This window comes from Streptomyces sp. NPDC090045 (assembly GCF_044747975.1).
Lineage (GTDB): Bacteria > Actinomycetota > Actinomycetes > Streptomycetales > Streptomycetaceae > Streptomyces.
The window spans coordinates 570666-582935 of the sequence record NZ_JBIVFA010000002.1 but is presented as its reverse complement, the minus strand read 5'-3'; the positions used below and the strand labels follow the sequence as shown (position 1 = coordinate 582935).

Below are 12270 nucleotides of genomic sequence, written 5' to 3'. Positions count from 1 at the left end.
AACGCTTCCTTGTCTCTCGTTCCCTGTCAGCCGACGAGTCGCACGCTGAACAGTTTTTTGGTCAATGCACTGAGCGAGCCCGGCTTCAACGGATCCAGTTCGACCGGCTCCCCCTTGCAGGTGAGGTTCACCGTTTGCGGAGTAGGCGTAGGAGCAGGCGACTCACCCCCAGCCGTCGAGGTCGGGGAAGGAGCCGGGGTGGCAACGGCGCCGAGTCGGCACTTCGGCTCGATCAAAGCCGTGGCCGTTGCAGTGCCGTGCATGCTGCCGGTCTCCGGAATCACCGACTCTCCCACTGTTCCGTTCGTCTTCACCGTGACGGTCAGTTTCGGGAGGAGGGAGGCATCACACCGCGTCGCCTCAGCGTCGTTCTTCGCCGCGAAGTCTTCGGCCGCCATGCAGGCTTCGCCAGCTTTGAAGAGGTCCCCATCGACGATCTTCTGCCAGTCCGCAGGCTTCAATGCGGCGAGGTCGAGACCGAGCAGCACCGTGTCCCTGGCCTCACGCCCAGCAGCCAAGGCCGCAGCGTCCGCGGCCCCCTGGGCATTGCTTCGCGTGACCGACGCCTGCCCGATGACGAAGAAGGCGAGTGCGGCGAAGAGCAAGCCCGCCACTACCACCACATAGATGGGAAACGCCTGCCCCCCGTCACGCCCAGGCTTCCCCCTGGCATCCACTAGCCGGCTTTGATGTCCGTCACCGCCTGCTTGATCCGCTTCGTGATCTCCGATCCGACTCCGGAACCGACGATCGCTCCAACGATCACGATGACCACCAGGATGATGCCCAGGTATTCGAACGCGGTCTGGCCGCGGTCGAGGTTTGCGTGGCGCTTGCGGAGCCTGGTGGTGGCCGTGGACGCCCAGCCGTTCACCCTGATCCGTGCCTCCACGGCGGCCTTCAGCAGCGTGTTCTGTGACATGGGGGTTCCCTCCCGGGCCGGTACCGGTGTCGATCTGCGGACGGTACGGCGAGTCACCAGTCGTCACCAAGGGTCCCGGGACCCAATTACGGACCCACTGCGCACTCTGTCTACCCATGACCGGTCACTCCTGGACGGGCGGTTCCCAGCCAGCGGGCTATCGCCTCGCTGCGCGTGGCGCTCTGGAGCTTCGCGAAGATGCGGTTGATGTGGTTCTTGACCGTCTTCTCGCTGATGAAGCAGGCGGCCGCGATCTGCTGATTGCTCATCCCGGAAGCGATCAGATCCATGATCTCCACCTCCCGGGAACTCAGCCCGAAGACAACAGAGTTGTGCATCCGCTCAGAAGACTGTGCCACAGCTCGTTGCGGATGCGAAGAGGCCCGGAGTTCCGCCAGCAGGGCGCTCGCGGCCGTCGGGGTGAAGTGGGGGCGGCCCAGTGGGGCGTCCCGTACCGCCCTCAGCAGCTCGTCCGTCGTGAACTCGCCGTGCACGAGGTAGCCCCCGGCGCCCAACGACAGGGCCTCGCAGATGATTTCGGCTTCCCTGCTGTACGTCAGCATCAGTACGGGCGCGAGCTGTACGAGGTGGGGGAGGGCCGAGATGCCGTCCACGCCCGGCATCCGGACGTCCAGCAGGATCACGTCCGGGGCGTGCCGGCGGGTCAGGCTCAGTGCCTCGCGGCCGTCCTCCGCCTGGGCCGTCACGTCGAGGTCCTCGGCCGCGCACAGGATGGCCGCCAGACCCGCCCTGATGACCGGGTTGCCGTCGGCGATGAGCACGCTCAGCCGTGCCATGGCTCAGCCACCCCCGAACAGCGCGCCGAAGTCGACGTTCGCGCCGTAGACGAAGCCGCAGACGAGGAGGATCAGCGTGCCCGGGAGCATGAACATGGTCACCGCGAACGTCGCCTTCGGGACGGCCCGGGCCGCGCGGCGGCGGGCGTTCTGGGCATCCGTACGGCGCATGTCCTCGGCGATCGCGATCAGGGTGTCGACGATCGGGGAGCCGAGTTCCTCGCCCTGCTGGAGGGCCGTCACGAACTGCGCGACCTGTTCGCTGTCGTTGCGGCGGCGCAGTTCGTCGAAGGCCTGGCGGCGGCTGACGCCCATGTCCATCTGCTGGAGCGTGATGCGGATCTCGTCCGCCCACGGGCCCTCGTACTTGTCCGCCACCCGGGCCAGCGCCTGCCGGAAGCCCAGCCCCGCGCTCACCACCACGGCGAGCACGTCGAGGAAGTCGGGCAGGGTCCGCTCGATGTGGTCGCGGCGGACCCTGATGGCCGACCACAGGCCGGCCTCGATCCAGAAGAGCCCGAAGGCGACCATGAGCAGGGCGGCGACCAGCTGGCCGTTGATGAGCATCGAGAAGGCGCCGAGGGCGCCCAGGGCCCCGTACACCGCGCGCCGCGCCGCGTAGCGGTCGATCGTCAGGCCGGCCGGGTTGCCCGCCATGTCGATCTGGCGGCGCTTGCGGGCGACGCGGGCCGGGCCCATGGCGCTCAGTACGAGCGGTGCCCAGCGGATGCCCATGCGGTCGACGAGGGAGCCGACGGCCGTCGTGCGGGTGGCTCCGACCTCCAGGGCCAGCGCGAGGTCCGTCGGCAGTTTCACGTCCGCGCGGTAGAGGCGGATGCCGTGGAAGGCGCCGAGGACGGAAAGGGCCACGGCGAGTGCGAGAAGAAGTCCGGTCATCGTCCTGTCGCCCCCTCAGACGTCGATCTTCGACAGGCGGCGGATGAGCAGGAAGCCCAGGGCGAAGAGACCGAGGGCGATGAGGACGGCCGTCTGGCCGAGGAACGCGCCCGTCATCCGGTCCAGCGCGCCCGGCATCATCATGTCGACCAGCAGCAGCGAGCCGAGTCCGATCGACGGGACGAGGTACGCCGTCACCGTCACCTGGGACAGCTGGGTACGGATCTCGCGACGGGTCTCCTTGCGCTGCTCCAGCGTCACCGTCAGGTTGCGCAGGCTGTCCACGATGGCGCCGCCCGCGCGGGCCGACAGGACGAGCGTGGAGACGAGGACGACCAGTTCCCGTGAGGGGAGGCGTTCGGTGAGTTCGCCCAGGGACTCCTCGATGGAGTGGCCCACGGCCAGGCGGTCGGCGACGCGCGAGAGTTCCTCGCCCGCCGGTGCCTCCAGCTCCTCGGCCGCGATGCCGATGGCCGTACGGAGGGCCAGCCCGGCCTGGGTGGCGTTGGCGAGGATGCGGGCCAGGTCGGGGAGCTGGTTGATGAACCGCTCGGTGCGCCGCGCCCGCTGCCAGTTCAGGAAGGCGTTCGCCGCCCAGATGCCGATCACGCCCGCCACCGGGCCGAAGAACGGCGCGAGGAGGGAGGACGCGACGAGCCAGACGCCCGCGATCGAACCCAGCATGTAGACGAAGAACTCGCCCGGGGTGAGGTCCAGGCCGGTGGTCGCCAGCTTCACCTCGATGCGCCGGCCCAGCCTGGTCTTGCGCAGCCGCCGGTCGACGCCCCGGAAGCGGCGCCGCCGCCCGAGGGGCTCCGGCATCCCGCTCGACGAGAGGCGCTCGATCAGTGCGGCGCGCTGGGCGCGCCCGGCGACGTACGCCTGGAGGCCCGCGACGACGAGCACGCACGCGAGGAGCGTGGCGCCGAGGGTGAGGAGGATCAGTGGGTTCACAGGGCGGTCCGGGGAATGTGCGGGGTGGCGAGCGGGGCGGTCAGGGGGTCGTCGGGCAGGGCGACCCCGAAGGCCTGCGGGATGGGCTGGTTGTTCATGTAGAGGCGCTCGGCGATCCGGCGCGGCAGCGGGTAGTACTCGAAGTAGCCGTGCACGCGTCCGTCCGCCCCCATCGGCTGGGCGGCGAAGCGGCAGACCGTCGTGATCCGGAAGGGTTCGCGGCCGTGGGACTCCAGGATGGAGATCTCCGTGATGCGGCGTGAGCCGTCGCCGAAGCGGGTCAGCTGGACGATGACGTTGACGGCGCTGTTGATCTGGTCCTGAAGGGCCTCGAAGGGGATCTCCACCTCCGACATGGAGGCGAGGGTCTGCAGGCGCATGAGCGCGTCCGAGGAGCTGTTGGCGTGCACGGTGGCGAGGGAGCCGTCGTGGCCCGTCGACATCGCCTGGAGCATGTCGAGGGTCTCGCCGCCGCGGACCTCGCCGACGATGATGCGGTCGGGGCGCATGCGCAGGGAGTTGCGTACGAGGTCGCGGATGGTGATCTGGCCCTTGCCCTCCACGTTCGCCGGGCGGGATTCGAGGCGGATCACGTGCGCCTGCTGGAGCTGGAGTTCGGCCGAGTCCTCGATGGTGATGATGCGCTCGCCCTCCGGGATCAGGCCGGAGAGCGCGTTGAGGAGGGTGGTCTTGCCGGTACCGGTGGCGCCGGAGACGATCACGTTCATCTTCGCCGCGACGAGGCCGGACAGCAGGAGCAGCATCTGCTCGTCGAGCGAGCCGAGCGCGATCATCTCGTGCAGGGTGAAGGCCCGCGGGAAGCGGCGGATCGTGAGGGTCGCGCCGGTCAGGGAGAGCGGCGGGATGATGACGTTGACGCGTTCGCCGCTGGGCAGGCGGGCGTCGACCATCGGATTGGCCTCGTCCACACGGCGGTTGACGGTGGAGACGATGCGCTCGATGGTCTGCATCAGCTGCTCGTGCGAGGCGAAACGGAGCGGGAGCTGCTCTACGCGGCCGGCGCGCTCGACGAAGATCTGGTCGGGGCCGTTGACCATGATCTCGGAGATCGAGGCGTCTTCGAGGAGCGGTTCGAGCACACCGAGCCCGAGGGCCTCGTCGACGACCCGGCGGATCAGCTGCGCGCGCTCGACGGTGGAGAGTACGGGACCTTCGCGGCTGATGATGTGGCCGAGTACGCGTTCCAGGCGCGCCCGGCGCTCGGCGGGCGCGAGGGCGGACATCTCGGCGAGGTCGATCTCCTCCAGCAGCTTGGCGCGGTAGGAGGAGACCAGCCGGCCGTCCTCGCGGGGGCTGTGGCGGTCGTCGGGGGTGTTGACCCGGGAACGCAGGCTCATGGTCCGGTCACCTTCGGGTCGTCGTTGGGCATGATCGCCGTGGCCCTGGCCGGTTCGAGTGACAGCCCGGGGATGATCGAGTTGATCCGGATGGTCACGGTCGCGGTCACCGCGTCGCCCCCCGGGGGCACACTGACGGTCGCCGGGAGCCCTTCGCGTATGGCGGCGTAGCCCGCGGCCTCCCCCCGTCCCGGGTACCGGGCCTCCACGCGCGCCGCCGTACGGGCCGCCGTGTCCGCCTGCTCGTGGACGTACGCGACCCAGCCCAGCTGGATTCCGCACAGCGCGACGAACAGCAGGATGGGCACGAAGCCGATGTACTCCAAGGCCACTTGCCCCCGGTCGGAACGGATGCGTCGCCTTCTCATGTCACTTCGCCTCCTTCTCCAACGCCGCGCCGCCGGTGCCGTCGATCTCGCCGAAGTCGAGGCCCGGGAAGAAGACCGGGACCCCCAGGGTGACTCTCGCCCGGTAGATGTCCCCGGACTTCTCACACTTCACCCGGGGCTTCCACGCGTCCCCGATGTGCTCCTTCGCTGCCGCCTCGCAAAGGCTGGATTCCCCGCTCACCGCCCCCGCCCGCGCCCCCTCGTCCGCCGCGTTGCCCGCCAGGGAGAACGCGTAGCCGATCAGTACGCACTCCCACACCGCCGCCACGAGCAGCAGGATCAGCGGGACCATGCCGACGAACTCGATCGCCACCTGGCCCCGGTCTCCGCGTCCCGGTCTGCGGGCGGGCATTCGTCAGCCCTCCCGGCCGCGGCGCAGGCGGGAGACCGGGCCGGCCGCGCGGACCGCGACCGTCGCGCCCGGGGTGGTGGGGGCGGTGGCGGTGTCCGGGGCCTGGAGGAGGCCGAGTTCGCCCGCCAGCGTCCACAGGGCCTGCTTCACCGTCGAGCGGTTGTCGAGGTCCTGGACCCGGCCCGCGTCCACCACCGCCTGGAGTTCCTTGAAGGCGGCCGGGACCGGGGTGCGGGTGGCGCGGGTCTTGGTGATCTTCTCGATCAGGGCGGGCTGGATCTCCGTGTGCTTGCTCCAGCGGTTGACGACCATCGCCGTGTCCTCGGCCTTGCGCACCTGGAGGCGTTCCCACATCCGGACCATGCGCTTCGCCGCCCGTACCGCGACCACGTCCGGGGTGGTGACCAGCACCGCCACGTCCGCCATTTCCACGGCGGCGGCGTTCGCGCCGGTCACCTGCGTGCCGCAGTCGACGACGACGAGTTCGTAGCGGCTGCGCAGGGCTCCGACGATGTGCCGGGCGGCCCGGTCGTCTACCTCCTCGCCCCGCTCCCCGTCGGCCGGGGCCAGCAGCAGCGCCAGACCCGTGCGGTCGTCGTAGACCGCGTCCTGGAGGACACGCGGCGAGATGTCCTGGATCCCGGCGAGGTCGGCGATGGAGCGGCGGAACTGCACGTCGAGGTACGAGCCCACGTCGCCCGCCTGGAGGTCCATGTCGACCAGTGCGGTACGCCGTCCGGAGGCGGCCGCGGCGAGTGCGAACTGCACGGCGGTGAAGGTGGTGCCCACGCCGCCCTTGGCTCCGGTGACCGTGACCACGCGGCCGCCCGGTCCCGTGAAGACGTCGGCGGCGGCGCCCTTGCCCAGGTGGCGGCGTACGCCCACGGACCACTGGGCGGCGGCCTGGACGCGGGCGGCGAGTTCCTCGTAGGAGAGCGGGAGGCCGATCAGGCCGCGCGCGCCCGAGTCCATCGCGGCGGAGAAGAGCGCCGGTCCGGCGTCGGAGGAGATGAGGACGACGCCCACCGCGGGGAAGCGCAGGGCGACTTCGCGGATCAGTTCCAGTGCGGGCACCGGGCCGATGCGCTCGTGGACGAGGACGACCTCGGGCAGTTCGTCGATGGAGTCGACGGCCATCCGGGCGAGGGTGTCCAGCAGCGAGGTGGAGTCGGGGACCGGCGCGGCCGGCTCCGCGGACGGGAGCTGGCTGAGGAGGGTGGAGATGGCGCGCGCGGCGTCCGGGTCGCCGACCGCGGGGAGGATTCGGGTGGTCATCCGTGATGCCTCACTTGTCCCCGTCGAGGGTGTACGTACGGTCGCCCGGGGCGGGTGCCGAGTCGGTGCCGGGGGCCACGAGCGCCAGGCGGACGTGTTCCGCGAAGGACTCGGCGTACGCGACGCGCTGGGTGTCCTTGGTGTTCAGGGCGAAGGTGATCGGGACCGCCTCGGCGGGGCCCTTGCGGTCGCTGTCCTTGGTGTCGAGGGCGGTGAGCCGGCCGACGCCCAGGACCCGGGCGTTGGCGACGATGATCACGGACCGCGAGGGGTCGGTGTCCTTGGCGCCCTTGAAGGTGGCGATGATGTTGACCTTGGCGCCGGAGGTGATCTTGCCGGCCACGCCCGTCGCCGCGTCGATCATGATGGCGATCTCCTGCTCGCCGGGCTGGAGCTGCGGACGGTCGACGAACATGTCCGCCTGCAGCAGCGAGCCCTTCTTCAGGGTGGTGAGCGCGATCTTGTCCTTGAGCGCGCCGAGATCGGTGACGGCGGTGTCGGACAGCCAGCGCTTGGGGATCCTGACCTCCTCGAACTGCCCGGCCGCGAGGGGGCTGTACGGCGCTATGTCGCCCTTGGCGCGGTAGGCGACGACCTCGGCCCCCACCTTGGAGTTGACGTCGCCGATCACCACGAGGACTCCGGCGAAGGCCCCCAGGGCACACAGGACCGACAGGAGCAGCAGGATGACGCCGCGGCGCTGGCGTGAGTTCATCGGTCTTCCTACCTCGCCGTTCTTCGTTCGTTCGCAGGAGTCGGTCGGTCAGGGTCTGGATCGGGCGGTGCTCGCCGGGGGCGGTGGCGCGGCGGGCTCGGCCGTGAGCGGGGCGGCGCAGAAGCCGCAGCGGTCGCCGATGAGTTCGAGTCCGCACCAGCGGCACTGCTCGCGGCGGACCGAGGCGACCAGTTGGTAGAGCACGGACAGGTCGGGGATGCCGGCGGCGAACTCGACGAGCTTCTGGGTGCCCCACCAGCCGGGCGAACCGGCCGGCAGCGGGTTCTCCATGACGCCCTGCACCTGCCAGGCGGGGGCGAGTTCGGCGGTGACCCAGTCGGAGGTGAGCTGGCCGCGGGCGAAGGTGAGCTGCGTGGCGAACCCGGGACCGGCGGGCACCGCCGCCGACGCCTGCGCCCCGGCGGCCCCGAGTTTGGCCAGGTGCGGGGTCGGGTGGGCGAGTACGGCGAACTGCGCGCTCGGCGACCAGGACCTGGCGTGCGCGCCCAGCCCGACCGGCACGCGGACCCGGTCGAGCTTGGCGACGGAGCCCAGCAGGGCGCCCGCGTAGATGTAGTGGGACAGCAGCCGGGCCGCGGAGGCGATGATTCCGGGGCTGAAGTCGCAAACGCTGAGCTGGCGCAGCTGACGGACCAGCAGGGCCGTTCCCAGCGGCGGCAGATCGATGCCGAGGAGCGCTATCCGGTCGGTTTCCAGGATGGCCCGTACGGTGTGCAGCCGCTGGACGGTGGCGCGCGGGAGCCAGGGCGGTACGAGGGCCACGAGGTGGCCGTGCCGCTCCAGCAGGGCGCCGGTCTCGGCGAGCGAGCCCTCCAGGTCGAGCTGCTCGGGCGGGTGCAGCACGGCGGCCCCGGGCGTGTGCCGGTCAGGGGCCGGAAGGACCAGATCTGCGCTGGTGACAGCGATGGCGGTCGGCACGCGAATTCCCCCGTTCACCCCGTGCGCCACATACGTTCGTGTGCCCGGCGCCCGCTCACCGCGTACGCGTGCACACTGCGCGACCGCAAACGATCGACGCTCTTCCCCCTTGCCTCAGCACCATATCCGCGTCACCGCTGGCAGGGCAGGCGCTTGCCGATTCCCGTGCTGTGAGCACGCGTCACAGCTGATCGGAAACCCGGACAACAGGGATCGCGCGATCGGACATTTCAAGCCACATGGCAAAGAGTCTTGACACGGAGATTGGTCTGGACCAACTTGGCTCCGGGGCACCCCACTTGCCCCCACGTTCCCCTTCCTCCCCCCCACCGGAGCCCACGTGAACCGCATACGCTCCTTCGCCCTTCCCCTCGCCGCCACCCTCGCCGCAGGCACCCTGACCGCCCTCGCCGCCGGTACCGCACAGGCCGCGGACGTCAACGTCGCCCGCAACGGCGGCTTCGAGTCGGGTCTCGCCAACTGGTCCTGCACCGGCGGAACCGGCGTCTCCGTCTCCTCGCCCGTCTACGCCGGAGCCGGCGCCCTGAAGGCCACCCCGGCCGGGCAGGACAACGCCCGCTGCAGTCAGACCGTCACGGTCAAGCCGAACTCGACCTACACCCTCAGTACGCAGGTCCAGGGCAGCTACGTCTACCTCGGCGCGACCGGGACCGGCACCCAGGACGTGTCCACCTGGACCCCCGGCTCGGGCGCCGGCTGGCAGAAGCTCTCCACCACCTTCACCACCGGCCCGAGCACCACCCAGGTCACCGTCTACACGCACGGCTGGTACGGCCAGCCGGCCTACGTCGTCGACGAGTTCAGCGTCTTCGGCCCGGACGGCGGAGGCGGCACCGACCCCGGCCCGAGCATCCCCGGAGCCCCCGCCGGGACCGCCGTTTCCGGACAGAGCGCGAGCGCTCTCACCCTTTCGTGGAACGCGGTCGGCGGGGCCGCCGGCTATTACGTCTATCAGGACGGCGTCCGCGTCCAGACCGTCACCTCGGGCGCCTCCACGCAGATCACCGGGCTCGCCGCCTCGACCTCGTACTCCTTCCAGGTGAGCGCGTACAACGCCGCGGGCGAGGGCGCCAAGTCCGCTCCGGTCACCGGCACCACGACCGGCACCGGCCCCGGTCCGGGCCCCGGCCCGGCCGTCCCCAAGCACGCCCTGACCGGCTACTGGCAGAACTTCAACAACGGCGCGACCGTCCAGAAGATCTCCGACGTCTCCGCGCAGTACGACATCATCGCCGTCTCCTTCGCCGACGCCACCACCACGCCCGGCGCCATCGCCTTCAACCTCGACTCGGCCGGCCTCGGCGGCTACACCGTCGCCCAGTTCAAGGCCGACATCGCCGCGAAGAAGGCGGCCGGGAAGTCGGTCATCCTCTCCATCGGCGGCGAGAAGGGGACCATCTCGGTCAACGACTCGGCCTCCGCGAACAACCTCGCGAACTCCGCGTACGCCCTGATGCAGGAGTACGGCTTCACCGGCATCGACATCGACCTGGAGAACGGCCTCAACCCCACCTACATGACGCAGGCACTGCGCTCGCTGTCCGCGAAGGCCGGCCCGTCGCTGGTCATCACCATGGCCCCGCAGACGATCGACATGCAGTCCACGCAGGGCGGCTACTTCAAGACGGCGCTCAACATCAAGGACATCCTCACCGTCGTCAACATGCAGTACTACAACAGCGGCTCGATGAACGGCTGCGACGGCAAGGTCTACTCCCAGGGCTCGGTGGACTTCCTCACCGCCCTCGCCTGCATCCAGCTGGAGGGCGGCCTCGACCCCTCCCAGGTGGGCATCGGCGTCCCGGCCTCACCGAGCGGCGCGGGCAGCGGCTACGTCTCCCCGACCATCGTCAACAACGCCCTGGACTGCCTGACCAGGGGCACGAGCTGCGGCTCCTTCAAGCCGTCGAAGACCTACCCGGGACTGCGCGGTGCGATGACCTGGTCGACCAACTGGGACGCCAAGGCGGGTAGTGCTTGGTCGAACTCGGTGGGTCCCAAGGTCCACGGGCTCCCGTAGGCGGTACGTTTGACCTCCTCCGTCGCCCTTAGGGGCGGGGATTCTCCGTCGGTGGGTGGTCCTCGTGGATGAGGGCCACCCGCTCCGGGTGGGTTCCTGGTTCCTCCCCACGCGGTGTGGGGGTTGTGCGCGCTGCCGGGCTCGGCCTGGTCTTACGTGCACTCCGCAGGCGTTTACCGCTGCCGTTACCGGCGTCGGGCCCCAGGTCCTGGGGTGGATGGTTCTGCCGGCGCGACGATACGGCGGCCTTCGAGACGGACGTTGCGTCCTGCGTTCCAGTCGCGGTCGTGCCGGGTACTACAGTTCGGGCACGTCCAATGCCGGACGCGCAGCGGCTTGGGCCCGTCCCGGTGCCCACAGGCGGAGCAGATCTGGGACGACGGAAACAGGCGGTCCACCTTCGCAAAGTCGCGTCCGCGGCGGATCGCCTTGTACTCCAGCATCGTCACGAACTGTGTCCAGCCCGCGTCGTGCACGCCCTTGGCCAACCGGGTACGCGCCAGTCCTCGCACGTTCAGGGTCTCGGTGTAGACGGCTTGGTTCTCGCTCGTCAGCTTGTGAGACCACTGGTGGTGAAAGTTGCGGCGGGCATCCGCCACGGAGGCATGTCCCCGGGCTACCTTGATCCGTGCTTTTTCCCGGTTGTTACTGCCCTTCTTCTTCCGCGACAATTCCCGCTGTCGCTTCTTCAGCTTCTTCTCCGCCCGCCGCAGATACTTCGGCGAGGCGATGTGCGAGCCGTCAGCCAGCACCGCAAACCGAGTGAGGCCCAGGTCGATGCCCTGGTCCCCATCGGTGGGCGGAAACAGGTCGACTGCGGGGTCGGTCTCCACGACGAACGAGACGAAGTACCGTCCGGACCGGTCCTTGACCAGCGTCACCGAGCTGGGGTCCGAGGGCAGTTCACGGTCCACTTCACCTTGAGGTCGCCGATCTTCGGCAACCTCAGTTTGCCGGCCTTGGTGATCGACCACCAGTCGGAGCGGGTGAACCGGGCAGTCTGCCGGTTGTCCTTGCGGGACTTGAATCTCGGAGGTGCGACCTTCGGCCCTTTTCGCTTACCAGTCTTGGAGTCCTCGTGCGCCTTCCACGCCGCATCCAGATCCCGCAAGGCCTGCTGGAGCACACCGACTGGGGCATCCGACAGGAATGCGCGCGTGGTCGTCTTCTTCGCCTGGGTGATCAGCATCTTCGCCAGGTCTGTGTTCTTCGGCACCTGCAGGTACGGACCTTCAGCAGACCGGGCCTTGGGATTCCCGAGCAGTTTGTTCGATTCTTTCACCGGTTTGATCCGCGCCAACGCATCGTTCCAGATCACACGCCGGCACCCGAACACCCGTGCTGCACATGTCTGCTGACTGAGCGTCGGGTAGGCGCGGAACTGGTAGCGAAGCTGCATGGACGCGACCGTACTCCAATGGGGGCACAACCAGGCGTGAGAACAATTCAGCCGACAGAAAGTGGGATCTTCATTCGTATGCATATCCGGGTCGAATTTCGTGATGCGGTACCGGCACGCCGCCTTCACCGATCCGCGCCTGAACCGATACGAAGTGATCATGCATGGCGCGTCCGCGGCTCCGAGGTCATACCGACCGGACTCAACGGCGAGTCCGATCATGCCCACTCCG

Annotated in this window: 14 protein-coding genes; 1 reads left to right on the top strand and 13 read right to left on the bottom strand. The window is 69.4% G+C overall.

Features of this window, described 5'->3' with window-relative positions; translation table 11 throughout:
• Nucleotides 1–26: 26 nt before the first annotated feature.
• The 11 genes from ACIPYQ_RS07715 to ACIPYQ_RS07665 form a co-directional block, all read right to left on the bottom strand.
• Entirely contained in the window at nucleotides 27–677 is a 651-nt protein-coding gene (locus ACIPYQ_RS07715; protein ID WP_401247200.1) for a pilus assembly protein TadG-related protein, read from the bottom strand.
• Nucleotides 677–922: a hypothetical protein gene (locus ACIPYQ_RS07710; protein ID WP_401247198.1), complete on the bottom strand. Its 246-nt coding sequence runs from the start codon at nucleotides 920–922 to the stop codon at nucleotides 677–679. Before ACIPYQ_RS07710 ends, ACIPYQ_RS07715 begins: the two co-directional genes overlap by 1 nt.
• Before the next feature lie 110 nt (nucleotides 923–1032).
• A complete protein-coding gene (locus ACIPYQ_RS07705) occupies nucleotides 1033–1719 on the bottom strand; it encodes a response regulator (protein ID WP_401247195.1) in 687 nt (228 codons plus the stop codon).
• A 3-nt stretch (nucleotides 1720–1722) separates the two neighbouring features.
• Nucleotides 1723–2616, bottom strand: a complete 894-nt coding sequence (locus ACIPYQ_RS07700; protein ID WP_361767167.1) for a DUF5936 domain-containing protein — start codon at nucleotides 2614–2616, stop codon at nucleotides 1723–1725.
• Nucleotides 2617–2631: 15 nt separating this feature from the next.
• A complete protein-coding gene (locus ACIPYQ_RS07695; RefSeq protein ID WP_401247192.1) occupies nucleotides 2632–3570 on the bottom strand; it encodes a type II secretion system F family protein in 939 nt (312 codons plus the stop codon).
• Complete coding sequence (locus tag ACIPYQ_RS07690) at nucleotides 3567–4928, bottom strand: CpaF family protein (protein WP_361767173.1); 1362 nt, start codon at nucleotides 4926–4928, stop codon at nucleotides 3567–3569. The genes ACIPYQ_RS07695 and ACIPYQ_RS07690 overlap by 4 nt, the downstream gene beginning before the upstream one ends.
• Nucleotides 4925–5296 (bottom strand): TadE/TadG family type IV pilus assembly protein, encoded by a 372-nt coding sequence (locus tag ACIPYQ_RS07685; RefSeq protein WP_401247189.1) that lies wholly within the window; start codon nucleotides 5294–5296, stop codon nucleotides 4925–4927. Before ACIPYQ_RS07685 ends, ACIPYQ_RS07690 begins: the two co-directional genes overlap by 4 nt.
• 1 nt (nucleotide 5297) lies before the next feature.
• Complete coding sequence (locus tag ACIPYQ_RS07680; RefSeq protein WP_362233239.1) at nucleotides 5298–5669, bottom strand: TadE family protein; 372 nt, start codon at nucleotides 5667–5669, stop codon at nucleotides 5298–5300.
• 3 nt (nucleotides 5670–5672) lie between these two features.
• Entirely contained in the window at nucleotides 5673–6944 is a 1272-nt protein-coding gene (locus tag ACIPYQ_RS07675) for a CpaE family protein (RefSeq protein ID WP_401247186.1), read from the bottom strand.
• Nucleotides 6945–6954: 10 nt separating this feature from the next.
• Nucleotides 6955–7659, bottom strand: a complete 705-nt coding sequence (gene cpaB / locus ACIPYQ_RS07670; RefSeq protein WP_361767185.1) for a Flp pilus assembly protein CpaB — start codon at nucleotides 7657–7659, stop codon at nucleotides 6955–6957.
• 48 nt (nucleotides 7660–7707) lie between these two features.
• Nucleotides 7708–8598 carry a hypothetical protein gene (locus ACIPYQ_RS07665; protein WP_401247183.1) on the bottom strand — a complete coding sequence of 297 codons (891 nt, stop codon included), beginning with the start codon at nucleotides 8596–8598 and terminating at the stop codon, nucleotides 7708–7710.
• A 340-nt stretch (nucleotides 8599–8938) separates the two neighbouring features.
• Between ACIPYQ_RS07665 and ACIPYQ_RS07660 the strand changes: the two genes are divergently transcribed.
• The gene (locus ACIPYQ_RS07660; protein WP_401247180.1) at nucleotides 8939–10639 is read left to right on the top strand and encodes a chitinase; all 1701 of its coding nucleotides are present in this window, start codon (nucleotides 8939–8941) and stop codon (nucleotides 10637–10639) included.
• A gap of 185 nt (nucleotides 10640–10824) precedes the next feature.
• Here the strand turns inward: ACIPYQ_RS07660 and ACIPYQ_RS07655 are convergent, their stop codons facing one another.
• Together ACIPYQ_RS07655 and ACIPYQ_RS07650 are read right to left on the bottom strand one after the other, a co-directional pair.
• Nucleotides 10825–11553 (bottom strand): RNA-guided endonuclease TnpB family protein, encoded by a 729-nt coding sequence (locus tag ACIPYQ_RS07655; protein WP_401247177.1) that lies wholly within the window; start codon nucleotides 11551–11553, stop codon nucleotides 10825–10827.
• Nucleotides 11517–12038, bottom strand: a complete 522-nt coding sequence (locus tag ACIPYQ_RS07650) for a helix-turn-helix domain-containing protein (RefSeq protein WP_401247174.1) — start codon at nucleotides 12036–12038, stop codon at nucleotides 11517–11519. Before ACIPYQ_RS07650 ends, ACIPYQ_RS07655 begins: the two co-directional genes overlap by 37 nt.
• Between the last annotated feature and the right edge of the window lie 232 nt (nucleotides 12039–12270).

Coding starts and splice junctions, on each gene's coding strand:
- ACIPYQ_RS07680 (WP_362233239.1), bottom strand. CDS start 5,669: ATGCCCGCCCGCAGACCGGGACGCGGAGACCGGGGCCAGGTGGCGATC.
- ACIPYQ_RS07700 (WP_361767167.1), bottom strand. CDS start 2,616: ATGACCGGACTTCTTCTCGCACTCGCCGTGGCCCTTTCCGTCCTCGGC.
- ACIPYQ_RS07705 (WP_401247195.1), bottom strand. CDS start 1,719: ATGGCACGGCTGAGCGTGCTCATCGCCGACGGCAACCCGGTCATCAGG.
- ACIPYQ_RS07675 (WP_401247186.1), bottom strand. CDS start 6,944: ATGACCACCCGAATCCTCCCCGCGGTCGGCGACCCGGACGCCGCGCGC.
- ACIPYQ_RS07650 (WP_401247174.1), bottom strand. CDS start 12,038: ATGCAGCTTCGCTACCAGTTCCGCGCCTACCCGACGCTCAGTCAGCAG.
- ACIPYQ_RS07685 (WP_401247189.1), bottom strand. CDS start 5,296: ATGAGAAGGCGACGCATCCGTTCCGACCGGGGGCAAGTGGCCTTGGAG.
- ACIPYQ_RS07710 (WP_401247198.1), bottom strand. CDS start 922: ATGTCACAGAACACGCTGCTGAAGGCCGCCGTGGAGGCACGGATCAGG.
- cpaB (WP_361767185.1), bottom strand. CDS start 7,659: ATGAACTCACGCCAGCGCCGCGGCGTCATCCTGCTGCTCCTGTCGGTC.
- ACIPYQ_RS07690 (WP_361767173.1), bottom strand. CDS start 4,928: ATGAGCCTGCGTTCCCGGGTCAACACCCCCGACGACCGCCACAGCCCC.